The sequence below is a fragment of the Lysobacter rhizosphaerae genome (assembly GCF_054779795.1).
On the sequence record NZ_BAAGXO010000012.1, the window covers coordinates 1 to 25,300 of the forward strand.

Sequence of the window (25,300 nt, forward strand, 5' to 3'; positions counted from 1 at the left end):
TCATGTCGGGCGCGCCTAACAATTCATTCAAGCCGAAGCCGCTTCGCGGCTCGGCTTAATTCAGGCGTTGGCCCCAAAGAGGCGCCATGCCCTGCTGTTCACGGCGAACTAGCAAACGCAGGAGTGTAGTGGCGAGCCGAATCCGCAAAGGAGTTCGTCATGGCCAGTGAACCGATCCGCGATCCGATCAAGGATCACTTGCTCACGCCGGAGAACTCGGCGCTCATCGTCATCGATTACCAGCCGATCCAGGTGTCCTCGATCCGTTCGATGGACCAGAAGGAAATGGTCTTTAACATCGTCAATACCGCCAAGGCCGCGCTCAACTACAACCTACCCATCGTCCATTCGACCGTGAATGTCCAGACGGGGCGCAATAAGCCGCCGATCGCCGAACTGCAGGAAGTGCTCGGCCACCTGCCGACGTATGACCGCACCACAATCAACAGTTGGGAAGATGTCGAGTTCAGGCAGGCGGTCAAGGCCACCGGCCGCAGGAAGCTCGTCATGACCGCCTTGTGGACTGAAGCCTGCCTTGCCTTTCCGGCACTCGACGCACTCAAGGAAGGCTATGAAGTCTATGCGGTGGTGGATGCCGTCGGCGGCACTTCTCTCGTTGCACACGAGGCAGCCCTGCGTCGGATCGAGCAGGCTGGCGGCAAGCTCATCAGCAAAACCCAACTGTATTGCGAACTGCAACGCGACTGGAACCGCGCGGCGACCGTTCCTGGCTTCATGAATGTGTTCCAGCACTACGACGGATCGAATCCCGAAAAGGACTTCAAGGGCTGACCCCGCAGAGGCGTAGCCGCCTAATTACTTGACGCATGGCGAACGTCGGCAACAAAAGCAGATTGCCTTATCGCAGTTTTCAGTGGCACAGTTGGGGCCTAACAATTCGTCAAGCCGAAGCCGCTTCGCGGCTCGGCTTAATTCAAGCGTTAGGCGCGACTACGGGGAACTACTGTGAACTGGGAATCGGTCGGTGCAATCGGGCAAGTCTTAGCAGCAGTCGGGCTTATTCCGACTCTTATTTACCTGGCAATTCAGGTTCGCGAGCAGACTAGAGCAAATCGGCGGGCTTCACTTGACCTGCTCAGCACGCAGTGGATCGAGATCGTTCGGACGATGAGCGAGAGCCCGGACTTCGGAGTCATTTATCTCCACGGGCTGGAGGATCTTGGGTCGCTAAACCCCGCAGAACGACTGCGGTTTGGCGCAAACCTGCTCAGAGTATTCCGATACTGGGACGGCATCTATTTCCACTACGCCGATGGTGCCATGCCACCGCAGCACTGGAGTTCAGTGAAGCGGCAGATGCAAGACATCGTGGCCTACCCAGGAGTTCAAGCGTGGTGGCAGTCTCGAAAGCACTGGTACACAGAAGACTTCAACAGTCTCATTTCCAGCATGATCAAAGACGCGCCAAAGCCAAGCGCATACTCGACGTATGCGCCCCTCGATGCTTCGGCATCCGACCCAATGGCGCCATGAAAGTTCGCGCCTGACAATTCATTCAAGCCGAAGCCGCTTCGCGGCTTGGCTTGATTCAGGCGTTAGGCCAAACAGACGCATATTGACCTATGAACGCTCAAAAGCTCGCGGACGGCACGATTCATAAGCTGCCCGCAGATTTCCGAAATGCCATCGAACTCGATGCCGCGGCCGTGGGCCTGTGGGCCGATATCACCCCTCTGGCGCGAAACGAGTGGATCTGCTGGGTCACTTCGGCCAAGCGAGAAGCCACAAGGAAGCGTCGCATCGACGTCGGTATCGATAAGATGCGAGGAGGCATGCGCAGGCCGTGCTGTTGGCCCGGATGCCCACACCGCTGATGCCTGTCCGTCACGGTCGAAAGAGAGAGGCGGGTCAGTTTTCATCAGACCTGGCGAGGAGCTCCCTTTGGGCGAGGCCCGGCCATCGTTGGGCGGGGTCTAGCAATTCATTCAAGCCGAAGCCGCTTCGCGGCTCGGCTTAATTCAGGCGTTGGCCGCTACGAGGAACTCGCAGCCATGGGACTTTTGACCTTCAGCATCAACGTCACCCTGGACGGTTGCGTCGACCACCGGGAGGGGATCGCCGACGACGAGACACACGCCTTCTTCACCCGTCTCATGGAAGAAGGTGGGGCGATGCTGTGGGGCCGCGTTACCTACGAGATGATGGAGAACTACTGGCCGGCCGTCGCCCGAGGCGACGTGGAGGCACCGCCTGCGATCCGCGAGTGGGCGGTCAAGCTTGAGACAAAGCCGAAGTACGTGGTGTCGTCGGCGCGAAAGGATTTTCCGTGGACCAATACCCACCACATCGCCGGCGACCTTCGCACGGGGGTGCAGAAACTGAAGGACGCGACTCCGGCCGGTGTGCTCCTTGGTAGCGGCAAGCTCGCGGCCGAGCTAGATCGGCTGGATCTGATCGACGAGTACATGTTCCTCGTGCACCCTAGGATCGCCGGCCACGGCCCGACCCTGTACCAGAGCGGGCTGTCCAGCACGCGACGGCTCGATTTGGTTTCCGCGAAACCGCTCCGCAGCGGCGCGGTCGCCATGCACTACCGGCGCGAGCGCGGCTGACGATTCACTCAAGCCCACGCCGCTTCGCGGTTCGGCTCAATTCAGGCGTTAGACGGCACACAGTCACATACTCATCCTTCACACCGGAGAGTTGCGAAAATGAGCACTCCAGAAGTTCGGATTGGAGAGCTGAGCATTCGATACATCCTCGATGGGTCAGCCACCAACAGCCTGGGTGTCTTTGAGCTGACGGTTCCCTCGGGGTCGAACGTACCCCCGCCGCACAGTCATGCCCGAAACGAAGAGTGTGTCTACGTGCTTGAAGGCAAACTCCGCTATACGGTTGGCGCAACTTCGCGTGACCTTGGTCCAGGTGACGCAATGCACACGCCCAAGGGCACCGTACATGCTTTCTCGAACCCATTCGATACAGCAGCCAGGGCACTGATCGTGCAATCACCCGACATAGGTGAGCAGTACTTCAAGGACGTTGCTTCAGTAGTGAATGTCGGCGGCTCACCGGACAAAGCTGCGCTGGTTGGTGTCATGGCCCGCTATGGCCTGACTCCGCAAGGATCCTGACTGCACTGCTGCCGCCCGCTCCGACTTGGCAATGAGCCGTCGCTTGGCACAAGTTCATGAGAGTGGCGGCCGGTAGTCATGCGGCACGGGGCTGGCAATTCATTCAAAAGCCGCTTCGCGGCTCGGCTTGATTCAGGCGTTGGGCGGCTAGACACTGCATCGCTACAACGCACCTCCAGGCGGGGCAAGGCATGACGACTTGCGTTCTATTTATTCAGGGCGGAGGCAAGGGCGCACACTCCGAAGACGCGCCGCTCGCAGACTCGTTGAAGCGAACGCTCGGCTCGAAATACGATGTTCGCTTCCCCCAAATGCCCGGGGAGTCCGATCCGAACGTAGCGTCATGGAAACAGAGGATCTCCTCGGACCTGTCGAATGCGCCTGGAAAGGTGATCCTGGTAGCCCACTCCGTGGGCGGATCCATTCTGCTGAGGTACCTGTCAGAGGAGAAGGTTGAGAAGGAAATTGCGGGCCTGTTCTTGCTTGCTGCTCCGTCATGGGATGAGGATCATTGGAACTTCGACGACCTCAAGTTGCCGCGCGACGTTGCTGAAAAGCTGGCCGCAATTCCCCGGCTCGTCTTCTACCATTGCCGTGATGACGAGATTGTCCCGTTCGCCCACCTTGCACTTTACGGCGCACAATTCCCACAGGCGATAACTTGCGCGATCGACAGTGGCGGACACCAGTTCGACAATGACCTGACGCGTGTTTCCATGGACATTCGAGGCAACGATCCTGCCTGACAATTCATTGGAGCCGAAGCCGCTTCGCGGCTCGGCTTGATTCAGCCGTTACGTTATGCGCCACAACATCTGACCAGGGAGATCGACATGAATCTCGCAGATGCAAAGATTGCCCAATTGCTGATCCCGATAAGTGACTTTAACGCGGGAGTCGCCTTTTACCGGGACACGCTTGGCATTCCTTTTCTCTTTGCAGCGCCTCCGCAAATGGCATTCTTCAACTGCGGCGGGGTCCGGCTCCTGGTTGGCGTCATGCCACCAGGGCAAGAAGCGCAGAGAGGCTCAGCTATCTATTTTCAAATCCAGGATATCCATTCCGTCTTCTCTTCGCTAAAAGAAGCCGGCGTCTCGTTCAAAGCCGAGCCGCACATGGTCAATCGCACGCCGCGTTCAGAGCTCTGGCTGGCGGAGTTCACCGATCCAGATGGCAACCAATTGGCGCTCATGAGCGAGGTCGTGCAAAGTGGCGCCTGACAATTCGATCAAGCCGAAGCCGCTTCGCGGCTAGACTTGGCTCAGGCGTTGGACCGCAGGAGCAGGATATGAAGCGCTTGTGGACAATCATCGGCGTAACAGACGTAGCCCGCGCCTTCACCTGGTACCAGTCCCTCCTGGGGCTACCCGCCTCGAAACCTGCCCATGCTTACTTTGGGCAAATCCTCGATACGGACGGGACGGTCCTGCTCTGCCTGCACCAGTGGGGCACGCACGAGCATCCCACCCTGGCCGACCCGGATCGTGGAGGGACTGGAAACGGCCTGCTTCTGTTCTTTCGCGTGGATGACTTCGACGAGTCGCTGGAGCGGGCGCGCAGCCTTGTCACAGCGCTCGAAGAAGAGCCAAATATCAATCCCAACACAGGCACCAGAGAGTTCGCGCTGCTCGATCCTGACGGTTACTACGTCATGGTCAGTGCGCTATCTGCGGCCTGACAATTCGTTCAAGCCGAAGCCGCTTCACGGTTCGGCTTGAGGACCGCAGGGCCTCTTGGCCAACTGGAGAAGAGATGAAGCGCGTAACGGGGATAGGTGGAATTTTCTTCAAATCGAATGATCCCAAAGCCCTTGGTGCCTGGTACAGAGCTCACCTTGGATTGGATGTGACGGACTGGGGTGGTGCCATTTTCGAATGGGGCGGCCCCGGAAGCGAGAAAGGCATGACCATCTGGAGTCTGTTCAAGGGTGACTCGACCTATCTGGAGCCTGCAGCCAGTTTCATGGTCAACTTTCGCGTTGCTGATCTGCACGCCCTTCTCGCCGCGCTCCGGGATGAAGGCTGCAACGTGTTGGACCGCACGGAAGAATCAGAACAGGGCAAGTTTGGCTGGGTCATCGACCCCGAGGGCAACAAAGTCGAGCTTTGGGAACCGCCCGCTGGACAGTGACCTGCGGCCTGACAATTCATCCAAGCCGGAGCGGCTTCGCGGCTCGGCCTTATTCAGGGGTCTGGACTCATGGAAAAGTTTGCAATCACCGCTCTTTTGCTAACGGCGCTGGCGCTGCCAGTCGTGCTGTTCTGGCTACTGCGGTCACGCTCTCGCTTGAACGGCCTGCAGGCGGCTGGCATTGCTGTTGCGGCGGGCTGGGCTCTCAACCTGGCGTGGGCTTTTGCCGTACAACAAACTGCTGCGAATGACCCGTCGCATGCCAAGGATGGCACCCTTGTAATTGCTGCAGCCCTTGGCTGGATATGCCCTTCAGTCTTGGTACTTCTGACTTGGCTTGTCCGGCGTCTCGTGACGCACCGCGCCGCATGAACTCTGAAACCTGATTCAAGCGGAAGCCGCTTCACGGCCCGGCTCACCCAGGCGCCAGATCGCATTGGAGACACTCTCGTGAAGCAACTGCTATCGATCGTCCTCTTGTTCGTTGCGTGCATTGCATTGCCAACAGCTTCGGCAAAAGAGGCCGCAGGCTCCAAGGAGATACATGCTGCCCTCGACAAGTGGAACGAGACGGCCAACCGAGCCGATCTCGAAGGCTTCATGGCGCTCTTTGATGACTCGGACAACGTCATCCTGGCCGGATCGGATCGCGGCGAAGTCTACCGGGGCAGGAAGGAGATACGGGCTTGGCTCGCCCAGCTCTTCAAGCACAACCGCTTTTCCTGGGACCTGTCGCACTCTGACATCGATGCGAACGGGAACACCGCCTGGGCGTTCGTGGACGGCACGATGACTGTCACCGAGGACACCGGCGCTGTAAAAAAGGTGCCCTATCGGTTCTCGGGCGTGCTCGTAAAACGAGGCCATGACTGGAAATGGCGCCTGTTCGACGGGTCCATCCCGGCAGGTGAGTGAGTAAGCTGCGGTCTGACAATTCCCTCAAGCCGAAGGCGCTTCGCGGCTCGGCTTAATTCAGGCGTCAGGGTCCATGGAAAGACGTGCTCGCTGGTACGTACTGCTAGCTGCCGCAGGCAGCGTCCTTATTGCCTGCGCCACATTGCTCCAGTACATCCGCGCCCACCTTACCGGGCAGCCGGCCGGGTATCTGCCCCTTGCCCTTGGGGCCACGGCGGCTGGCCTGCTTGTAGCCATGTTCAGTCGCCTCGCCGCGCCAAAGTCCACGACCCTCGTCATCATAGCCATCGGCATGCTTGCGTCCGCGACTTTCGCGGTCATTCTTGTGGTTACACTGATCTGGGGTTTCGGCGACTAGTTTGCGCGCGGGCCGGGGCCGGACAATTCATTCAAGCCTGAGCCGCTTCGCGCGCTTAGGCGCCTGGGGCGCTCCATGAAAGCCTGTCGCGAATGCAAGCATCAAATTTCAGAGCAGGCCCTCTCCTGCCCGAACTGCGGTGCTCCGTACCCGGCACGCCAATCCTGGGATGGGTGGGGCTGGGAGTACAAATCCGGACTGGCCATCGCCGGCCTTCCCCTCCTGCACATCGCCTTCAAGTTCCGCCCCAATCGGACACCCGTGGTGGCACGAGGCGTCATTGCGATCGGGCAATTCGGCTGCGGTGTGATCTGCATTTCGCAGTTTGGGATCGGCGTTTTCAGCGTGTCGCAATTCACCGTCGCCGTGTTCGCAATCGCACAGATCGCGGTGGCGTATTCGCTTGTGGCGCAGATCGGTTTGTACATCTCCCAGGGTCACGGCATGCTCGTCTTTGGGCTTCGGCAGTTGCTGGCAGCCCCCTGACAATCAACGAAGCCGCTTCGCGGCCCGCCCCAGCTCAGGCATCAGGCCTACGATGGATTACCAGCTTGTAATCAAATTTTGGCGAAAGTCGCTGGAAGACGAAGCCTTCCTTGCGACGATCGAGAACGAGTTGAAGGAGGCGCTGGGTCAAGCTGCCGAGGTGGACGGATATGACGTCAGTCCCAAGGAGATCAACCTTTTTGTCCTGACGAATGACCCAAGACACTCTTTTCGGCGCGTGCGGGAGGTCCTGGAAAGATTGGGCATCCTGCGCGGCGTCTCAGCGGCATTCCGTCTGGTCGGTGGCGCACGTTTCACATCAATCTGGCCGTTGCGCGCTACGCGCAAGTTCACGCTTCCGTAGTACAGGACCGGGCTGGCACCATTCAACCCGAAGTTAGCGGCTCGGCTTGATCAAGGCGTCTGGCGGGTTTGGGAGATCACCATGGGCTGGCTTATCACCAAGTACCTGCTTACCGCTGCCGTCGTGGTCATCGTGTCGGAGGCGGCAAAGCGCAGCGACAAGCTGGGAGGGTTCATCGCTGCCCTGCCCCTGGTCACATTCCTTGCGCTCATTTGGCTCTACGTCGAGAAGCAGCCACAAGCCAAAATCTCCAACCATGCCTGGTACACGTTCTGGTACGTGCTTCCCACGTTACCCATGTTCCTCGCGTTCCCGCTGCTGTTGCCCCGCCTCGGCTTCTGGCTGACCCTGCTGGCCAGTATCGGAATCACCGTGCTTTGCTTTGGCTTGTTTGCTGCGGTGGTCCGTCAGTTCGGCATTCAGTTGCTGCCGTGACCGGGCCCGGCCAATCAAAGGCGAAGCATCCCGGCTTGGGCTCGACTCAGGCATCAGGTTGCGAAAAGCCAATGCAGCAACTTGTTGAAGAAGACATCGATCTGCATCCGGTCGATTTGCCCAACCTTCGACGGCTGGCATTGTCACAGAGTGTTGATGTCAGTCCCTTCGAACTTTCCGATGGCGCACTACCACTGTCGAGAACGGTCGACCGCGCCACCGCCCAACTCGAGCGCGGAACCCCTGCATTCTGGTGCGTGCCGTTCTTCATCGTTTCAGTTCCACGCCGCAGGATCGTCGGCAGTTGCGGGTTCAAGACTGCCCCGGATCAGGGCAGCGTGGAGATTCACTGTGGCGTGGCGGCAAGCGAGAGATCTCGCGGCGTTGCAACTGCTGCCATCCGCAAGTTGATTGATCTGGCGTTTTCCACCGGCATTGCCAATGAAGTTTTCGCCTGCGTCCGGCCGGACAACATCGCATCTTCGAAGGTCGTTGAACGCCTGGGGTTTGTGGCTGGCCCATTGATCACGGATTCCAACGGAGAAGAGGTTGTGCGCTGGAGTTGGTCGCAACCTGGCAATTCATTCGAGCCGAAGCCGCTCCCAGGATCGCAGATGGCGCCTCAAGGGCCTCGACCCGAACTTTCCCTCAGGCCGGCGCTGGAAGCGGACTTCGGCTTCTGCGAGTCGCTCACTCGCGCCAACATGGCCTCGTACCTCGCTGCGAGGGGAATTCCCTGGGATCCCCAACGCCATCTCGCCAGCTGGGCACAGTTCGAGAACCTGGTGATTTCAGCCGATGGCAGTCCGGCCGGGATCCTGAGGCTCCTGCAGGTCGAGGGCGCGCTGGAAATCAGGGACCTGCAGGTTCTCGCACCACTCACCGGTCAAGGGATAGGCGCCTGGGCCATCGAGCAGGCAAAGGGGCTGGCAATGCACAGGGGCCTGCCGGAGCTACGGCTGCGGGTCTACGTCGAAAATCCGGCCCGGCGCCTGTACGCCAGGCTCGGCTTCCGGTGCGTGGCAAATGACAATGGCGTCATGCACCTGTCGTGCAGCTTGCCGGCCGGCAATACGCCCGGGCCGCAACCGTTTGCCGACTCGACAGGTTCAGGCCCCGATAACGCCACGCAGCCCTGATGCCTCCGGGAATCCTCCCCGGCGGCAGGCTTCCCGGACGGGGGAAGGAAGGATTCGCGCCAATACCGGCCGCCCCCATGACCTTCGACACCCCAAGCCCCGGTTGCAAAGGCGATAGAGTCCGCTGTCGCCCTGCGCGCGCCCCAGTAACCCTGCCACGCCCTGTTCGGGCCGGAGAATCCGTGAAAGCCATATCCTCGAGCGTCAAACTGCTGGTCCTGCCCCTCGCCGTAACCGCCGCGCTCGCCGGCTGCGCCAAGAAGGAAGAGGCCGCCAAGGCCGACGCCACCGCGAAGACCGATACCACGCTCAAGCTCGACGAGAGCAAGCTGCCGCCGGTGAACCGCTTCGCCGTCGGCGATCTCGACACCAGCAAGGATGCGTGCGTCGACTTCGGCGGTTACGTCAACGGCAAGTGGCTCGCTGCGAACGCCATCCCGGGCGACCGCACCTCGTGGGGCGCCTTCGAAATGCTGAACGAGCGCTCCAAGGCCGTGCAGCGCCAGCTCGCCGAGCAGGCCGCGGCGAACACCAGCGCCACGGGCGTGGAAAAGATCGTCGGCGACATCTACGCGACCGGCATGGACGCGGAAAAGATCAACGCGCAGGGCATTGCCCCGCTGAAGTCGCGCCTTGATGCGATCGCCACGCTCGACAGCAAGGACAAGGTCGCCGAGTACCTGCGCACCAGCGCGGCCAAGGGCGAGAACGTCCTGTTCGCCTTCGGGTCGTCGCCGGACTTCAAGGATTCGACGATGAACATCGCCATCGCCTTCCAAGGTGGCCTGGGCCTGCCGGATTCGACCTACTACACCGACGCCAAGAACAAGGAAAAGCTCGACGCCTACGAAGGCCACGTTGCCAAGGTGCTCGAACTGTCCGGCGTCGCCGCCGCCGATGCCGCCAAGCAGGCCAAGGACGTGGTGGCGTTCGAGACGCGCCTGGCCAAGGCGTCGAAGTCGCGCGCCGAACTGTCGCGTGATACCGAGTTGTTCTACCACCCGGTCAGCCTCGCCGATGCCGACAAGGTCTCGCCGAACTTCCCGTGGAGCAAGTTCTTCGACTCGCAGGGCCTGGCAGCGCCGAAGATGTTCTCGCTGGCGATCCCGGCGTTCCATGCCGAAGTCAGCAAGATGCTGGACGACGTGTCGCCGGCGACCTGGCAGAGCTACCTGCGCTACCGCACCGTCGATACCGCTTCGCCGTTCCTGTCGGATGCCTTCGTGCAGGAGAACTTCGCGTTCTACAACCAGAAGCTCAGCGGCCAGAAGGAATTGAAGGAGCGCGGCAAGCGCGTGCTGGAAATGATCGAAGGCCAGGCCGGCGAGACCATGGGCCAGCTGTACGTCAAGGTCGCTTTCCCGGCCGAGTCGAAGGCGCGCATGGAAACGCTGGTGCAGAACATGCGCGAGGCGCTGAAGGCCCGCATCGAAAAGCTCGACTGGATGAGCGCCGAGACCAAGAAGAAGGCGCTCGAGAAGTGGGCTTCGTTCACGCCGAAGATCGGTTACCCGGACAAGTGGCGCGACTGGACCGGCCTGGACACCGCGCGTGACAGCTACTTCGGCAACGTGCTGGCCCTCAACGAATTCAACTACAAGTGGGACCTGGGCAAGATCGGCAAGCCGGTGGATCGCACCGAGTGGGGCATGCCGCCGCAGATGATCAATGCCTACTACAACCCGCAGCAGAACGAGATCGTGTTCCCGGCCGCGATCCTGCAGCCGCCGTTCTTCGATCCCAAGGCTACCGATGAAATCAACTACGGTGGCATCGGCGCGGTGATCGGCCACGAGATGACCCACGGTTACGACGACCAGGGCAGCCGCTTCGGACCGACCGGCAACTTCGAGAACTGGTGGACTCCGGCCGATGCCAAGGGCTTCTCTGGCCGTACCGACAAGCTCGTCGCCCAGTTCAACAGCTATGAAGCGGCTCCGGGCCTGCATGTCGATGGCAGCCACACGCTGGGCGAGAACATCGCCGACCTCGGCGGCCTTGCTACGGCCTACGACGCGATGATCAAGGCCACGGCCGGCACGCCGGACCCGAAGACCGACGGCCTCACCCGCGACCAGCGCTTCTTCCTCAACTGGGGCACGGTGTGGCGCCGCAGCTTCACCCCGGAGGAGCTGCAGAAGCGCATCACCACCGACGAACACGCCCCCGCCGCCTTCCGCGCGATCGGTGCGCCGTCGAACCTGCCGGCCTTTGCCGCAGCGTTCTCGTGCAAGCCGGGCCAGCCGATGGTGCGCGCAGCCGACAAGCAGGTCGTTATCTGGTGATCTGATGTTCGCGTGAAGCATTGGCCGCCGGTTTTTCCGGCGGCCGAGCTGAAGGCCCGGCACCTCGTCGTCCGGGCCTTCTTTTTTGCGCGGCGGATGTGCGTATCCGGCGTGTGTAGTACGTGTGTTCAAGGCTTTCGCGGTGCCCTTGTTAGACTCGGCCGCACCCCGGACCTGGAGCTCGCCATGCGTCACGCCGGACCGCTTGCCTGTGCACTGCTCCTCTCCGCGATCGCGAGCGGCATGGCGCTCGACGCCAGCGCCGCGAAGAAGAAAGCGGCCACCAAGGCGCCTGCCGCCACCGGCGCGAATGCCTGCAGCAACTTCTACGCCTACGCGAACAGCGGATGGTTGAAATCGAATGCGCTGCCTACCGGCACGGCCTCGGTCTCGGCCATGGAACAACTCGGGGCACGGGCACGGCAGCAGCAGCTCGACCTGCTCAACGCGGCGATGACCGCTCCACAAGGCAACGTGCAGAAACTGCTCGGCGATTTCTGGGCAAGCGGGTTGGATGAAGCCGCCGTGGAAAGCGATGGTGCCAATCCGATCGCACCGCTGCTTGGCCGGATCAACGCCATCAAGAAGGCAAACGACATCCCGGCCTCGATCGCGGCGCTGCACCAGGTCGGCATCCCGGTCGCCTTCAACTTCGGGGCCGATGTCGACCTCAACGACCTCAGCCGCCACATCGGCTACTTCAGCCAGGGCGGGCTGGGCCTGCCCGATCCGGCGTATTACACCCGCACCGATGCCGAGACTCGCAAACTGCTCGGCCTGTACAACGGCTACGTGCAGAAGATTCTCGTGCTGACCGGCACCCCGGCCGACAAGGCCGCGGCGGAGGCGCAGGAGGTGATCGACCTGGAGACGCGCATCGCCCAGGCCAGCAAGCCCCTGGTCGATCTGCGCGAGCCGCGCGCGAATTACGCGCCCGTGGACGTGGCCAGCCTTCGCAAGACCTACCGCAGGTTGCAGCTCGCGGAGTTCCTGAAGGCGCAGGGCGTGAAGGACGACTCGGTGTCGATCGCCAACCCGGCATTGTTCGCGCAACTCGACCAGCTCGTGGCTTCGCTCAAGCCCGCGCAATGGAAGACCTACCTGCGCTGGCGCGTGGGCGATGCCATGGCACCGTACATGGCTAGGCCCTGGCGCGATGCCAGCTTCGATTTCCGCAACCGCGTGCTCGCGGGCGAGATGACGCCACCGCCACGCCAGCAGGCCGTGCTCGACGCCATCAACCTCGCCGCCGGACCGATGCTCGGCCACGAATATGTCGCCCGCTATCTGTCAGCGGGCACGCGCACGCGCGCAGAGGAAATCGCGACGAACGTGCGCAAGGCGCTCGATGACGCGATCGCCACGGATCCCCGGCTGGGCGAGCAGGCGAAGACCGAAGCCAAGGCCAAGATCGCGGCCCTGAAGATAGAAGTCGGCGCACCGCGACGGGACCTGGACTACAGCGTGCAGCCGATGGGTCGCGGCAGCTTCGGCAGCAACATGCTCATCGCATCGACGTGGCACCACCGCGAGGAAATGAAGCGCATCGGGCGCGGCAACGCGGACCGCCGCTGGGATGTATTGCCGCAGCAACCCGCCCTCGCCTACGACATCGCCCAGAACCGCCTGATCGTTTCGGCCGCCGTCCTGCAGCCACCGGTGTTGGATACCGGCGCCGACATGGCCACGCAATACGGCGCATTCGGCGCGCTGGTGGGCCGCGAACTCAGCCACGCGGTGGACGGCAAGGGCCGCCTCGTCGATGCCAGGGCGGAAGTGCGCGACTGGTGGACGCCGGCGGAATCCGGCGCCTGGAGCGCACTGGGTAACCGCATTGCCGCGCAATACGCTGCGTATTCGCTTCCCGTCGTCGGCACCCGGGTCAATGGCAACCAGGTGCGGGATGTCGCGATCGCCGACCAGGCAGGTGTCGAACTCGCGTGGCTCGCATTCAACGCCGCGCAGCCGGGCGCCAGCAAGGAGTCGCGACAGGCGTTCTTCACCGGTTGGGCGCGCCTATGGCCGCAGCAGTTGACCCGGGAAGCGGCCACGCAACGCGCGGCCAGCGGCATCTATGCGCCGGGTCAGTGGCGCACGAACGGACCGCTGTCCAACCTGGAAGGATTCGGCGAGGCCTTCGGCTGTCGGGCGGGAACGGCCATGCAGGTCAAGGCCGACCAGCGCACCGTGCTCTGGCCAACCGCAATGGCTGGTCCGCCCAGCACGCGCTAATGACGGCCCGGTGCGCCGGTCTTGCGCGCACGTGCGCGCACGCCGCGAGCGTGCAGGTATTCGTGAAGTCGGCGCTTAGCGGACGACCTTGAACTTGCCCACGCTGCGGCGCTTGCGGCGGAACGGCGGCTTCCCGCTCCAGTAACTGATCAGCAGCCAGCCGAACAGCATGCCGCCCAGGTGTGCGAAATGCGCCACGCCCGGCTGCCAGCCGTTCAGGCCAAACAGCAGTTCGGCTACGGCATACAGGATGACGAGCGTACGGGCCTTCATCGGAATGGGCGGGAACAACAGCATCACGCGCTGGTTCGGGAACAGCAGCCCGTACGCAAGCAGCAGGCCGAAGATGCCACCGGATGCGCCCAGCGTCGGATACGCCTCGCCGCCGTGCGAGAGCATCCACCAGCCCACGGCGAGCTGGCACAGCGCGGCACCGGCCACGCACACCAGGTAGAACGTCAGGAAGCGGCGTTGGCCCCAGACGTATTCGACCTGCGAGCCGAACATCGCCAGCGTGAGCATGTTGAAGGCCAGGTGCATGAAATTGCCATGCAGGAAGGCGTAGGTAAGCAGCTGCCACGGCAGGAAACCCTGCGAGAGCAGGTTGCCGTCGATGCCGAGCGGCCATAGCGCGAGCGCGGAAAACTGTTCGTCGCCGAACAGGAACTGCAGCAGGAACATCAGGCCGTTGGCGATCAACAGGCCCTTGGTGACAGGGGGGAGTCGGGAGAACATCAGTAACACCTCGGGGGATGCCACATGGTAGCGGCATTGCGCCTCGGCTCGCGGGGGATACTCAGTCTCGCGGAATCGCCATTGACCGGTTCAGCGCCGGCGGCCGCTTTTCCCGATCGCCTTCGCGGCCTTGCGCGACACCGGCGGCGCGCCCCACACCTCGGCATCGAGGGCTTCTTCCCGCGTCACTGCTGCGCGCAGCCCGCGCACGCGGCCGTTCTCGACCAGGATTCCCTCGGTGCGCAGCCGCGCGGTCTGTTCATGCCAGCCTTCCGAACCTTCCGGGAACGCGATGCGACCGTCCGAGCGCAGTACCCGATGCCATGGCAGCCGGCGGTCCTCGTTCTGGCTGAGCAGGCGCGCAACCAGCCGCGCACGCCCGGGCAGGCCGGCACGGCGGGCCACTTCGCCGTAACCCGCGACCTGGCCCTTCGGGATCGCGCGGACCGCGTCGAGGATCCGCTTTGCGGCATCCTGGCTTGAATCCGGCTTGGTCGCGTGCGTGCCCATCGCGGTAGCATAGCCGCCGACGCCATCGACATCAGTCCGGCTCGTCCGTCTGGATCCATTGCAAGGAGCTTTCCCGTGCGCAACTTCGAATCCCTCCGCCGCCATATCCAGACCGCGGGCTACAACGCCAGCGCACATGGCGAGGACGTGATCTGCATCGAGCTGTCTCTCGAGAAGGGTACGCGGCACCAGTCGATCTTCCTGTCCGAACTCGACGACGACGATGGCCGTCCCTACCTGCGCGTCAGCACCGCGATCGCCCCTACTACCGGCATGGACCCCAAGCGCGCGCTGGGCTTCAACTGGCAGAGCGTTGTCGGTTACCTCGCCATCGGCAACCTGGACGGCGTGCCCTACCTGCAACTGGTCGAGAACCGTCCGTACGAAGGCCTGGATGGCGCGGAAGTCGATCGCCTGGTGCTGGAGATCGGCGGCCTCGGCGACCGCATGGAACGCATGATGTCAGCCGGCGGCGACTTGCTCTGACATCCCGGCGCGGCTCCCACCAGGAATTCCCACCAGGAAATCCCGCTCCAAAGAAAAGGCCCGCATCCGCGGGCCTTTCTGCATCTGCAGGACGGGTCATGCCCAGCCCATTGCCTTGAACAACTTGAAGAATGCGTAGGCGAAGGCGCCTGCGGCCGGAATGGTGAGGATCCACGCCCAGATCATCTTCTCGACCACGGTCCACTTGATCGAATTGAAGCGCTTGGCCGTGCCCACGCCCATGATCGCCGCGGAAATGTTGTGGGTCGTCGACACCGGGATGCCCAGCGACGAGGCGAGCAGGATCACCGAGGCCGCACTGGTTTCCGCCGCGAAGCCGTGGATCGGATGCAGCTTCACCAGCTTGTGGCCCAGCGTCTTGATGATGCGCCAGCCGCCGGCCGCGGTGCCGGACGCCATCACCAGCGCACAGGCGACCTTGATCCAGGTATCGATGTCGTTGTTGTCGATGGCACCCTGCGAGGGATGCAGGAACGACAGCCACCCCGGCAGGTTGGCGAGCGAGCCATCCGCCTGCGCGGCGACCAGCGTCAGCGCGATGATGCCCATGGTCTTCTGCGCATCGTTGGAGCCGTGCGCGAAGCCCATGGCACCGGCGCTGAGGATCTGCGCCTTGCCGAAGAAACCGTTGACCCAGCGTGGCCGCGCCATCCGCCGCAGCACGCCGCCGCTGGCGGCCATGCCGGAAATGACCGCGAAGATGACTCCCATCACCAGGAAGCCAGTGACGAAACCCAGCACCGGCGAGGTGACCATGGGTACCACCACCTTCCACAACACGCCGGCGCTCTTCCACACCGGCTCCTTGGCCTGCGCCCAGATGATCGCGTGGAAGTTGTTCGAGGCGGCCGCGAGCGCCGCGCCGCACAGGCCTCCGATCAGCGCATGCGAGGACGACGATGGCAGGCCCAGGGCCCACGTGATCAGGTTCCAGATGATGCCGCCGAGCAGCGCGCACAGGATCAGCTGCGAGGTGACATCGACCACGCCGGAATCGATGATGCCCGAGGCCACCGTCTTCGCGACCGCGGTGCCCCACAGCGCGCCGAACAGGTTCATGCCGGCAGCGAGGCCCACCGCCTGCATCGGCGAGAGCACCTTGGTTGCCACGACGGTGGCGATGGAGTTGGCGGTGTCGTGGAAGCCGTTGATGTATTCGAACACCAGCGCCACGAGCACCACGACCAGAACTAGGGTCAGCATGACGGCATCTCCTTCGTATGCCGCTGCTTACGAGTTCTTCAGCACGATTTCGTAGGAGACCACGCCGGCTTCGCGGCAACGGTCGATGGCTTTTTCGAGGATCTCGAAGAATTCCTTGAGCAGGAACATCTGCAGGTGGTCGAGCTTGCCGGAGTAGATGTCGCGGTACAGCTCGAGCATCAGGCGGTCCGCCTCGATCTCGATCGAGCGCAGGCGGTCGTTGAGCGCCTTCATCTTCTCGATCTTCATGTGGCGCAGTTCGTGGACCATCTCGACCACCACGGACGCCGCCTGCTCCAGCATCGCCGCGCGCGGGGCGAAATCGATCCCTTCCAGGTGGGTGACCGCCAGCGAATAACGGTCCGCGAACTTCTCGACCTGCTTGGGAATCTTGTAGAGCGCCGAACTGAGCGCCTCGATGTCCTCGCGCTCGATCGGGGTGATGAAGCTGTTCACCAGCTCCTGGCTGATCTTTTCCGAGGCCTCGCGCTCACGCTGGCGGGCCAGCTTGAACGCGTCCAGCGACGGGGACCGCTGGGTGTCCTTGAGCATCCCGTGCAGGGCCTTGGTGCTGTCGTGCGCCGCGTTCGCCGCCGCCTCGAGCAGCGTATAGAACTGCATGCCTTGGCCAAAAATGGTTTGCAGGGAGAACATGAGGAGCCTCGTCAATCGGTCGGCGGAACTGGTTGGGTGCGGCGGGAGCTGCGGCGGGCGCGATTATGACGGTTCGGCGACAGCTTGGGCCATGTCCGGGCGCCGATTGCGCTCCGACTGCATGCGGACATGCCGCCGCCCGGGCCGGCATGGCGCATTCGCCGGGGCGCGACGGGCGCCTGTTAACATCCCTCCGCCCCCCTTTCCCGCCATCCCCGTGGACGACGACCCAGCATCGCACCCCCCTGCAACGGCCAGCCCTTTCGCGACCTGGCCCTGCCGCCGCATTGATTCCGTGTCCGCGGACACCGCCATCAAGGACCGGCCCGGATGCTGCATTTCCTGATCGTACTGGCCCTGATCCTGTTCAACGCCTTCTTCGCGATGTCGGAGATGGCCGTGATGACATCCCGGAAGAGCCGCCTCAAGCAGATGGCGCAGGGCAGCCGCCGGGCGGCGAAAGCGCTGGAACTGTCCGAGCACCCCGAGAGCTTCCTCTCCGCGGTGCAGCTGTGGATCACCCTGCTCAGCCTGCTGACCGGATATTTCGGCGGCGAATCCATGGGCGATGAGCTCGCCGCGCCGTTGCGCAACGTGCCGCTGCTGGCGCCCTACGCCGGCAAGATCGGCTTCGTCGCCGGCTTCCTGCTGATGCTGTTCCTGTTCGGCCTGGTCGGCGAACTGGTGCCCAAGCGCATCGGCACGCTGCGCCCGGAGCAGATCGCCGCGGCCGTGGCCTACCCGATGGAATTCTTCGCCAAGGCCGCCAAGCCCTTCGTGATGCTGCTCGCGTGGTGCACGCGCTCATTCATGCGCCTGATCGGCCTGGGCACGGGCAACGACGAGCGCGTGACGGAAGAGGAGATCCGCATGCTGGTGAGCGAGAGCCACGAGCAGGGCGTGATCGATGCCGACGAGCGCAAGATGATGAACCGCGTGCTCAGTCTCGGCGACCGCACCGCGGAAAGCCTGATGACGCCGCGCATGCGCATCGTCTGGCTGGACGCGGGCGCGAGCCGGGAAGAGAACCTTGCCGCGATGCGGGAACACGCGTATTCCCGCTATCCGGTTTACCGCGACAGCGACAACGACGTACTCGGCGTGCTCGAGGTGAAGACGCTGCTCGACCGTTTCGGCGAAACCGACCCCGATCTGTTCGGCGAACTGCGCGAGGCCTTGTTCGTGTCCGAATCCACGCATGCGCTGAAGCTGCTGGACATCTTCCGCGAGGAACAGCAGTCGTTCGCGCTGGTGGTGGACGAGTACGGCGACGTCAGCGGCCTGGTAACCGTCAACGACCTGATGGGCGCCGTGATGGGACGCATCTACGAGGGCCTGTCGCCCGAGGACGACGCGCACGAACCTCCGGTGGTCGAACGCGAGGACGGCTCGTACTTCATCGATGGCGCGTTGCCGCTGGAGGAACTGCGCGAACTGGTCGGCGGGGGCCGCTTGCCGGGCGAGGACGAACACGACTTCCACACGGCGGCCGGCATGGTCATCGCGCATTTCGGCCGCATCCCGCACGTCGGCGAGTATTTCGGCTGGCGCGGATGGCGTATCGAGGTCGTCGACCTCGATGGACCGCGCATCGACAAGCTGCTGCTCCAACGCGAAACCCGCGACGAGGACGACGACAACGATGACGCCGCCGGCTGAGCACCGTCGCCCTGCAGGTCCGCAGGAACCCGGGGCCCGTGCATTGCTCGCTCACTTCGCCGAGGGCGATCCGGCGGAAACCATCCATCTCGATGAAGTGCTCGCCGACCTGGAGGAGCGCGCGTTCGGCATGGTGCTGTTCCTCTCGATCCCCACGGCCTTCATTCCCGGCGTCGCCGGCGTGATCAGCGGGCCACTGGTGATGCTGGTTGGCGTGCAATTGCTGTTCGGGCGCAACGAACCCTGGTTGCCTGCCTTCATCGGCCGTCGCGGCCCGCACCGCCTCGCCATGGTCAGGTTCCGCGACAAGCTCGATCCATGGCTGGCGCGGCTGGAGCGCGTGGTGAAGCCGCGCGCGCACCTGCTGCTGGACCATCCCGTGGCGAGCGCCTTCACCGGGCTCAACCTGATCGTCCTGGGCCTGCTGCTCTCGTTGCCCATTCCGTTCACCAACGTGGTGTTCGCGTTGCTGTTGCTGCTGTTCGCGCTGGGACTGCTGGAACGCGACGGCCGCCTGCTGGCCGTCGCCTGGACCGCGAGCGTGTCGGCAATCGCCGTGTTCGGCGTGCTGTCGGGAAGCCTGGCATCGGCGGCCAAGCACTGGTTCGACATGGCGTTCTGAGCCCCGCCGCGTGCGGCCGGGGCGCAGGCCTCGCTAGAGGAGCTTCTGGAACTCCGCCATCCTCATCGGATGGCCCAGCAGGTACCCCTGCGCCAGGTCGCAGTCGCGGTCGCGCAGCAGTTCGTATTGCCCTTCGCGTTCCACGCCCTCGGCGACGACGATGATGCCTAACGAGTGCGCCATCGCGATGATCGCCGTGGTCAAGGCGAGGTCGTCGGGATCGCGGAGGATGTCCGCGATGAAACTACGGTCGATCTTGACCCCATCGATGGGCACCCGGCGCAGGTGGCTCAGCCCCGAGAAGCCGGTACCGAAGTCGTCCAGCCACACCTGCACGCCGGTGTCGCGCAGCTGCGACAGCATCGCGCTCGCGAGCGATTCATCGCCGAGTACGGCGGTTTCGGTGAGTTCGAGGTGCAGATGCGCGGGATCGAGTCCGGTTTCGCGCAGCACCTTGGCCACGAGCTGCGGCAGGTCGCCGCTGCGCAGCTGGCGCGGGGACAGGTTGACCGAAACGAACAACGGTTCGCGATCGCCGCGCAGCGTGCCCCAGTGCACGGCATCCTGGCACGCGGCGCGCAGCACCTGCGGACCCAGCGTCTCGATCAGCCCGCTCTGCTCCGCCACTTCGATGAACACCGACGGCGCAATCATGCCGTGCTCGGGATGCTGCCATCGCAGCAGCGCTTCGGCGCCCACCAGTTCATTGTCGGCAACACGATAGACCGGCTGGTAGACCAGGCTCAGTTCGCCACGGTCCCACGCCCCGCGCAGTTCGTGTTCCAGGTGCACGCGGCGCTCCACCGCCTGGTCCATCGCACGGCTGTAGAAGCGGTAGCAGTTCTTGCCGGCCACCTTCGCCTGGTACATCGCGATGTCGCCGTTCTTCATCAGCGCGTTGGCGCCCGACGCGTCCTGCGGGAACAAGGTGATGCCGATCGACGTGCCCAGGAACACCTGGCGATCGTGCACGGTGATCGGCTGCCCCAGTTCGCTCACCAGCGCCTCCGCCAGGCGGCTGGCCACGTCGCGCGCGTCCTGCCCGCTGTGCGCGTCGGGCTCGACCAGGATCACGAATTCATCGCCGCCGAAGCGCGCGAGCGCCGCCCCTTCGCCGCCATAGCGCGTGACGCTGTCGCGGATCCGCTGTGCGAACTGCAGCAACACCTCGTCGCCGGCATCGTGGCCGAGGGTGTCGTTGACGCGCTTGAAGTCGTCGATGTCGGCAAACAGCAGCGCCAGCTGGCGGCCGGCGCCCTGCATCCGCAGCAGGCGCTCGTCCAGGGTCTCGCGGAAGGCGAGCCGGTTGGCCAGGCTGGTCAGCGCATCGGTGTAGGCCATGCGCCGGATTTCGCGATCATGGCGCGCGACCGAGGTATTCATGCGGCTGAAGGCACGCAGCAGGTCGCCCACTTCATCGTTGCGGTTGCTGACCGGCGTGCGGGCGGCTTCGAAGTGGCCCAGCTCGATCGAATGCGCGGCATCGGCCAGCTGGCGGATCGGACGCACCAGGAACCTCTGGATCAGCCACAGCATGAGCACGCCCAGCCCCAGCAGGCCCGCGCTCAGCACCACCACCCATAGCAACTGGCGGTGCCCGAGTTCGTTCAGCCGCGCCCGCAGTTCGCCAACGGCGGCATCCTGGTCGTTGCGCAGGCCACGCAGGTCGAAGCCGACGCGCACGCCGCCGATGCGCTGGTTCCCGATCATGATCGGTGAGGCGACATCCATCAGGTCCTCGCCAAACTGCGTCAGCAGTTGCGGCGCGGCGACCGCCTGCGGCGCCATCGCATCGTCCATGCGCTTGCCGTAGCTCGGAATTTCCTCGCTGCCGTCATGGAGGATGTTGCCGTCATCGTCGTACACCAGCACGTAGCGGATGCCCGGCTGGTTGAGCGTGGCGCGGCTGAGCACGCCGATCGCATCGAGGTCGAAGTAATAGAGCGGATTGGCCAGCGACTCTGACAGCTGCGTGACCATGCCCTCGCCCTGGCGGCGCAGGCTGGCGCTGGCAATGCGCTCCATGCCGTCGCGGGTGACGGCTTCGACTTCGCCCTGCATGCGCGTCTGCCGGCCCCACAGCAAGGCCATCAGCGACAGCACCACCAGCAGGGCCAACGCCATGAGTGCGAGGAATCGGGCTTGCAGCCCGTAGCGAAGATTCATCCGCGAAACGCCCCGTCGATCGCCTGCATCATCGATTGCGCCTTATTCCACTTCGCTGCGCACGCGGGAGACGCCATCGGCGAGGTTGTCGAGCGCGCGCTGCGACTCGGCATCCACCGGCAGGAAACGGGTCGTCTGGAAGAACCCCTGCAGGGCATCGCGGGCTTCCGGGTCCGTAGCGGCATCGCGCAGCACCTTGCGCAGGCGCGCCTCGACCTTGGGATCCATGTCGCTCCGCACCAGTTCGAGTGCGCGCGGCACGTCGCCGGTCTCGGCGATCACGCGCAGGTCCTGGCGGAATGCGGCGGGCACGCGGCGCGGATTTTCCCAGTCGACGTTGCTCATCACGCCCACGTCCACGAGGCGCTTGTGCACCCAGGTGGCGATGTTGAGTTCGGACCGGGCGAAGACATAGCCGACGACGCTCGAATTGAGCTTGTCGGTAGGCGACAGCAACAGCTCCAGCGAGTCGCCGCGGTGCAGCAACTCGGTCGCCGGCAGGAAATAGGCGCTGGTCGAACTCGGCCGCTGGAAGGCGACGCTGTGGCCGTGCAGGTCGTCCAGCGACTTCACGTCGCTGTCCGCCCGGGCGAAGAACACGGTGTGGTAATGACTGGTGCCATCGCGCTCGGTCAGCAGCAGCGCCTTCGCACCCGCGCGCTGTCGCAGCATCATGCCGGTGCCGGCGGTTTCGGTGACCCAGTCGACCCGGCCGCGGCGCAGGTAGCTGGCCATCTGCTGCGCATCCTTGGCCATCAGGATGCGACCCTCGCGGATGCCGACATCGTTCATGCGCGGCACCACGTAGTCGAGCAGCGACTTCAGTTGTTCGTAGTGGGCCTTGGGGTCGTCGCTGATCCGGCCGAGCACCAGCACGCCGGGATCGCCGGCCAACGCCGGCAACGGCAGCAGCAGGGCGAAAGCCAGGGCCAGGGCGGCGATACGTCGCAGGTGGGCGGACAGGCAAGCGCTCAAGCAGTGGACCGGCAAGCGAGACGACGCCGCAGACTAAAGCAAAAAACCGGGCGTGGGGAATCTGTCCGCGGCTCCGGCAGCCTGCTTCGCCCTGGGCTAGGAGTCGCGCGCGCCGGCCAGCCTGGCCATCCGCTGTGCGTCCGCCAGCACGCCGCGGAGGATCCGCACTTCGCGCGTATCCGGCTGCGCGCGCAGGAACAGCCGTCGCAGCTTGCGCATCGCCGATTCCGGTGCCCGCCCCTTGTGGAAGTCGATGGCGTCCAGGGTTTCGGCGAGCTGGGCGAAGAAGCCTTCCATTTCCGCGTGCGAAGCCGGCTGCTCCTGCTCTTCGGAGCCTGGCGCCACCGGCACCGTCGCCAGTGCGGCCAGGCGGACCTCGTAGCTCAGTACCTGCACCGCCATGGCGAGGTTGAGCGAGCTGTATTCCGGATTGGCCGGGATGTGCACGGCCGCATGGCACAGCTCGTATTCGTCGTTGCTCAGGCCCGTGCGTTCGCGGCCGAACACGAGAGCGATCTCACCCCCTGCCGCCGCTTCCCCGATCGCCCTGGCGCCGGCCGCGCGCGGCTCCAGCTCCTCCAGGGCAATGCGGCGGCTGCGCGCGGTGCAGCCCAGCACGAGGCGGCAGTCGGCGATGGCCTCGGCCAGCGTCCCGTGGATGGCGGCCGCGGCCAGGACGTCGTCGGCACCGGCCGCGAGCGCGTAGGAATCGGCGTCCGGGGCGCGTTCGGGCGCCACCAGCACCAGCCGCGACAGGCCCATGGTCTTCATGGCCCGGGCGGCAGAACCGATATTGCCGGGGTGTTGGGTGCCCACGAGCACGACGCGGATGCGCTCGGCGAAGGCGGTGGTTTCGGTAGCGGGGGCGGTGCTCATGCGTGGCAATGGTAAACTCCGCGCCCCGGTCATCGAACCGGCCCGCTCTTTCGCACCCGCCAGCCCGTCCCCAGCCCCGATCAGAGGCCCGTATCGCCATGCAGAAGCCCGCCGTCACCCTCATGGTCAAGGCCGCCCGCGCCGCCGGCAATGTGCTGTTGCGCAACATGCACAAGCTCGACGCGCTCAACGTCGTGGAGAAGGACCGGCTGGACTACGCCAGCGAAGTGGACGGGCAGGCCGAAACGGTCATCATCAAGGAACTGCGCCGGGCCACGCCCGATTACGCCATCCTCGGCGAGGAAGGCGGCGCGCAGGGTTCCGGCCGCTTCACCTGGGTCATCGACCCGCTCGACGGCACCAGCAACTACCTGCACGGCTTCCCGCATTTCTGCGTATCCATCGCCCTGGTCGAGAACGGCGAGCCGATCCATGGCGTGATCTTCGATCCGCTGCGCAACGATCTGTTCACCGCCAGCCGCGGCAGCGGCGCGACCCTCAACGACAAGAAGATCCGTGTCGCCGAGCGCAAGGACCTCAACGGCGCCTTCCTGATCACCGGCTTCCCGCCGCGCGAGCGCAAGAGCGTCGGCGCCCACCTCAAGTGCATCGAAGCCCTGCTGCAGGATGCCGAGGACATCCGCCGTACGGGTTCCGCGGCGCTGGACCTAGCCTACGTGGCCTGCGGCCGCGCGGATGCGTACTTCGAATCCGGCGTGAAGCCCTGGGACATCGCCGCCGGCGCATTGATGGTGCGCGAGGCCGGCGGAAAGGTCGTCGACTACCGCGGCCGTTCGACGGGCCCGATGGACACGCGCGGCCTGATGGGTCGTCCGCTGGTCGCCGGCAACCTGAAGATCTGCGATGCCCTGCAGAACAAGATCGTGGCGACGGGATACGCGAACGCCCTGGATTGAACGGTTCGGGCAACGGACCGCAAAAAAAAAGGCCGCGCAATGCGCGGCCTTTTTTTGTTGCCGTGTTGCCGGCCTTACGGACGGCGCGCCAGGGCGGCTTCGTCGCGCGCCTTCGGCATCAGGTCCTGCTTGCTCGCACCCAGCCACATCAGCAGCGGGCAGGCGACGAAGATCGAGGACAGCGTGCCGATGATGATGCCGATCATCTGCGACTCCGCCATGCCGCGCAGCGAGTTGCCACCGTAGATGTACAGGGCCAGCACGGTCAGGAAGGCCACGAACGAGGTGATCACGGTACGCGACAGCGTCTGGTTGACCGACGCATTCAGCACTTCCGACGGCGTGGCGCGCATCGAGCGGAAGTTCTCGCGCACGCGGTCGAACACCACGATGGTGTCGTTGACCGAGTAGCCCATCACCGATAGCGCACCGGCCAGCACGGTCAGGTCGAATTCGTGCCCGGTCAAGGCGAACCAGCCGACCACGATCACCACGTCATGCAAGGTCGCGATGATGGCCGCGACCGCGAACTTCCACTCGAAGCGGAACGAGATGTAGATCAGGAAGCCCAGGACCACGAACACCAGGGCGAGGATGCCCTTGTCGCGCAGCTCCTTGCCGACCTGCGCGCTGATCTCGGCGCTGCTGCGCACTTCGGCCGGGTTGTCGGCCGTGGAAGCGGCCTGCTTCACGTCCTGCGCGACGCTCGTCGCCACCTTGCTGCTGGCGGCGCCTTCCTTCGCCTGCAAGCGGACCAGCAGGTCGGTGCCGGTGCCGAAGCTCTGCACCTGGGCGTTTTCGTAACCGGCTGTGGCCAGGCGCGAACGGACCGCCTCGACCTCGATCGGCTTGGCGAAGCGCAGCTCGACGCCCACGCCGCCGGTGAAGTCGAGGGCGAAGTTGAAGCCATTGACGGCCATGGCCCCGATCGCCACGAACATCAGCATGGCCGCGATGGCCAGCGACACCATGCGCACGCGCATGAAGTTGATGTGGCTGTCGTAAGGGAACAAGTTGAAAGGTTTCATGGAAGCGGC

29 protein-coding genes are annotated in these 25,300 nt (G+C 64.0%); 21 read left to right on the forward strand and 8 right to left on the reverse strand.

The genetic code is table 11. From position 1 onward, the window contains the following. Positions 1 to 159 precede the first annotated feature (159 nt). From ACYVGE_RS16145 to ACYVGE_RS16225, 17 genes are all read left to right on the forward strand, one after another. Positions 160 to 792 carry a hydrolase gene (locus tag ACYVGE_RS16145; protein ID WP_460731098.1) on the forward strand — a complete coding sequence of 211 codons (633 nt, stop codon included), beginning with the start codon at positions 160 to 162 and terminating at the stop codon, positions 790 to 792. Positions 793 to 966: 174 nt separating this feature from the next. Next, complete coding sequence (locus tag ACYVGE_RS16150; protein WP_460731099.1) at positions 967 to 1,494, forward strand: hypothetical protein; 528 nt, start codon at positions 967 to 969, stop codon at positions 1,492 to 1,494. Between the two features lie 89 nt (positions 1,495 to 1,583). Then, the gene (locus ACYVGE_RS16155) at positions 1,584 to 1,835 is read left to right on the forward strand and encodes a YdeI/OmpD-associated family protein (protein ID WP_460731100.1); all 252 of its coding nucleotides are present in this window, start codon (positions 1,584 to 1,586) and stop codon (positions 1,833 to 1,835) included. Positions 1,836 to 2,012: 177 nt separating this feature from the next. Then, positions 2,013 to 2,573, forward strand: a complete 561-nt coding sequence (locus tag ACYVGE_RS16160; RefSeq protein WP_460731101.1) for a dihydrofolate reductase family protein — start codon at positions 2,013 to 2,015, stop codon at positions 2,571 to 2,573. 99 nt (positions 2,574 to 2,672) lie between these two features. Then, positions 2,673 to 3,095, forward strand: a complete 423-nt coding sequence (locus tag ACYVGE_RS16165) for a cupin domain-containing protein (protein ID WP_460731102.1) — start codon at positions 2,673 to 2,675, stop codon at positions 3,093 to 3,095. Positions 3,096 to 3,286: 191 nt separating this feature from the next. Continuing rightward, positions 3,287 to 3,841 carry an alpha/beta hydrolase gene (locus ACYVGE_RS16170; RefSeq protein ID WP_460731103.1) on the forward strand — a complete coding sequence of 185 codons (555 nt, stop codon included), beginning with the start codon at positions 3,287 to 3,289 and terminating at the stop codon, positions 3,839 to 3,841. 87 nt (positions 3,842 to 3,928) lie between these two features. Continuing rightward, the gene (locus ACYVGE_RS16175) at positions 3,929 to 4,315 is read left to right on the forward strand and encodes a VOC family protein (RefSeq protein ID WP_460731104.1); all 387 of its coding nucleotides are present in this window, start codon (positions 3,929 to 3,931) and stop codon (positions 4,313 to 4,315) included. Between the two features lie 68 nt (positions 4,316 to 4,383). Then, the gene (locus tag ACYVGE_RS16180; protein WP_460731105.1) at positions 4,384 to 4,773 is read left to right on the forward strand and encodes a VOC family protein; all 390 of its coding nucleotides are present in this window, start codon (positions 4,384 to 4,386) and stop codon (positions 4,771 to 4,773) included. 74 nt (positions 4,774 to 4,847) lie between these two features. After that, a complete protein-coding gene (locus tag ACYVGE_RS16185; RefSeq protein ID WP_457098123.1) occupies positions 4,848 to 5,225 on the forward strand; it encodes a VOC family protein in 378 nt (125 codons plus the stop codon). 69 nt (positions 5,226 to 5,294) lie between these two features. After that, positions 5,295 to 5,597: a hypothetical protein gene (locus ACYVGE_RS16190; protein ID WP_460731106.1), complete on the forward strand. Its 303-nt coding sequence runs from the start codon at positions 5,295 to 5,297 to the stop codon at positions 5,595 to 5,597. A gap of 78 nt (positions 5,598 to 5,675) precedes the next feature. Next, positions 5,676 to 6,140 carry a nuclear transport factor 2 family protein gene (locus ACYVGE_RS16195; RefSeq protein ID WP_460731107.1) on the forward strand — a complete coding sequence of 155 codons (465 nt, stop codon included), beginning with the start codon at positions 5,676 to 5,678 and terminating at the stop codon, positions 6,138 to 6,140. A 433-nt stretch (positions 6,141 to 6,573) separates the two neighbouring features. Next, positions 6,574 to 6,984, forward strand: coding sequence for a hypothetical protein (locus tag ACYVGE_RS16200; protein ID WP_460731108.1), 411 nt, complete (start codon positions 6,574 to 6,576; stop codon positions 6,982 to 6,984). 52 nt (positions 6,985 to 7,036) lie between these two features. Continuing rightward, positions 7,037 to 7,348: a hypothetical protein gene (locus ACYVGE_RS16205; RefSeq protein ID WP_460731109.1), complete on the forward strand. Its 312-nt coding sequence runs from the start codon at positions 7,037 to 7,039 to the stop codon at positions 7,346 to 7,348. Positions 7,349 to 7,429: 81 nt separating this feature from the next. Beyond that, positions 7,430 to 7,783, forward strand: coding sequence for a DUF3147 family protein (locus tag ACYVGE_RS16210; protein ID WP_310053505.1), 354 nt, complete (start codon positions 7,430 to 7,432; stop codon positions 7,781 to 7,783). A gap of 71 nt (positions 7,784 to 7,854) precedes the next feature. Beyond that, complete coding sequence (locus tag ACYVGE_RS16215) at positions 7,855 to 8,922, forward strand: GNAT family N-acetyltransferase (protein ID WP_460731110.1); 1,068 nt, start codon at positions 7,855 to 7,857, stop codon at positions 8,920 to 8,922. Positions 8,923 to 8,999: 77 nt separating this feature from the next. Then, the gene (locus ACYVGE_RS16220; RefSeq protein WP_460731111.1) at positions 9,000 to 11,207 is read left to right on the forward strand and encodes a M13 family metallopeptidase; all 2,208 of its coding nucleotides are present in this window, start codon (positions 9,000 to 9,002) and stop codon (positions 11,205 to 11,207) included. A gap of 186 nt (positions 11,208 to 11,393) precedes the next feature. Further along, on the forward strand, positions 11,394 to 13,439 hold the full coding sequence (locus ACYVGE_RS16225) for a M13 family metallopeptidase (RefSeq protein WP_460731112.1): 2,046 nt from the start codon (positions 11,394 to 11,396) through the stop codon (positions 13,437 to 13,439). 75 nt (positions 13,440 to 13,514) lie between these two features. Here the strand turns inward: ACYVGE_RS16225 and ACYVGE_RS16230 are convergent, their stop codons facing one another. Next, entirely contained in the window at positions 13,515 to 14,174 is a 660-nt protein-coding gene (locus tag ACYVGE_RS16230) for a rhomboid family intramembrane serine protease (protein WP_460731113.1), read from the reverse strand. A 90-nt stretch (positions 14,175 to 14,264) separates the two neighbouring features. Further along, a complete protein-coding gene (locus ACYVGE_RS16235) occupies positions 14,265 to 14,684 on the reverse strand; it encodes an MGMT family protein (protein ID WP_460731114.1) in 420 nt (139 codons plus the stop codon). A 75-nt stretch (positions 14,685 to 14,759) separates the two neighbouring features. Between ACYVGE_RS16235 and ACYVGE_RS16240 the strand changes: the two genes are divergently transcribed. Beyond that, positions 14,760 to 15,170, forward strand: a complete 411-nt coding sequence (locus ACYVGE_RS16240) for a hypothetical protein (protein ID WP_460731115.1) — start codon at positions 14,760 to 14,762, stop codon at positions 15,168 to 15,170. Between the two features lie 96 nt (positions 15,171 to 15,266). On the opposite strand, the gene ACYVGE_RS16245 is transcribed toward ACYVGE_RS16240, so the two are convergent. Continuing rightward, positions 15,267 to 16,394, reverse strand: coding sequence for an inorganic phosphate transporter (locus tag ACYVGE_RS16245; protein WP_460731116.1), 1,128 nt, complete (start codon positions 16,392 to 16,394; stop codon positions 15,267 to 15,269). Positions 16,395 to 16,421: 27 nt separating this feature from the next. Beyond that, on the reverse strand, positions 16,422 to 17,048 hold the full coding sequence (locus ACYVGE_RS16250) for a DUF47 domain-containing protein (RefSeq protein WP_310053513.1): 627 nt from the start codon (positions 17,046 to 17,048) through the stop codon (positions 16,422 to 16,424). Between the two features lie 330 nt (positions 17,049 to 17,378). Here ACYVGE_RS16250 and ACYVGE_RS16255 point away from each other — a divergent pair, with 330 nt between their 5' ends. Then, positions 17,379 to 18,707 (forward strand): hemolysin family protein, encoded by a 1,329-nt coding sequence (locus tag ACYVGE_RS16255; RefSeq protein ID WP_460731117.1) that lies wholly within the window; start codon positions 17,379 to 17,381, stop codon positions 18,705 to 18,707. Beyond that, positions 18,691 to 19,329: an exopolysaccharide biosynthesis protein gene (locus tag ACYVGE_RS16260; RefSeq protein ID WP_460731118.1), complete on the forward strand. Its 639-nt coding sequence runs from the start codon at positions 18,691 to 18,693 to the stop codon at positions 19,327 to 19,329. The genes ACYVGE_RS16255 and ACYVGE_RS16260 overlap by 17 nt, the downstream gene beginning before the upstream one ends. A 33-nt stretch (positions 19,330 to 19,362) precedes the next feature. Here ACYVGE_RS16260 and ACYVGE_RS16265 read toward each other — a convergent pair whose 3' ends face one another. The 3 genes from ACYVGE_RS16265 to ACYVGE_RS16275 form a co-directional block, all read right to left on the reverse strand. Further along, a complete protein-coding gene (locus ACYVGE_RS16265) occupies positions 19,363 to 21,495 on the reverse strand; it encodes a putative bifunctional diguanylate cyclase/phosphodiesterase (protein WP_460731119.1) in 2,133 nt (710 codons plus the stop codon). Positions 21,496 to 21,537: 42 nt separating this feature from the next. Beyond that, the gene (locus ACYVGE_RS16270) at positions 21,538 to 22,470 is read right to left on the reverse strand and encodes a phosphate/phosphite/phosphonate ABC transporter substrate-binding protein (protein WP_460731121.1); all 933 of its coding nucleotides are present in this window, start codon (positions 22,468 to 22,470) and stop codon (positions 21,538 to 21,540) included. A 96-nt stretch (positions 22,471 to 22,566) separates the two neighbouring features. Next, positions 22,567 to 23,346, reverse strand: a complete 780-nt coding sequence (locus ACYVGE_RS16275; protein ID WP_460731122.1) for an RNA methyltransferase — start codon at positions 23,344 to 23,346, stop codon at positions 22,567 to 22,569. A 98-nt stretch (positions 23,347 to 23,444) separates the two neighbouring features. Between ACYVGE_RS16275 and ACYVGE_RS16280 the strand changes: the two genes are divergently transcribed. Continuing rightward, positions 23,445 to 24,263 carry an inositol monophosphatase family protein gene (locus ACYVGE_RS16280; RefSeq protein WP_310053518.1) on the forward strand — a complete coding sequence of 273 codons (819 nt, stop codon included), beginning with the start codon at positions 23,445 to 23,447 and terminating at the stop codon, positions 24,261 to 24,263. Positions 24,264 to 24,337: 74 nt separating this feature from the next. Here ACYVGE_RS16280 and secF read toward each other — a convergent pair whose 3' ends face one another. Continuing rightward, positions 24,338 to 25,291 (reverse strand): protein translocase subunit SecF, encoded by a 954-nt coding sequence (secF, locus tag ACYVGE_RS16285; protein WP_460731123.1) that lies wholly within the window; start codon positions 25,289 to 25,291, stop codon positions 24,338 to 24,340. Positions 25,292 to 25,300: the final 9 nt, after the last annotated feature.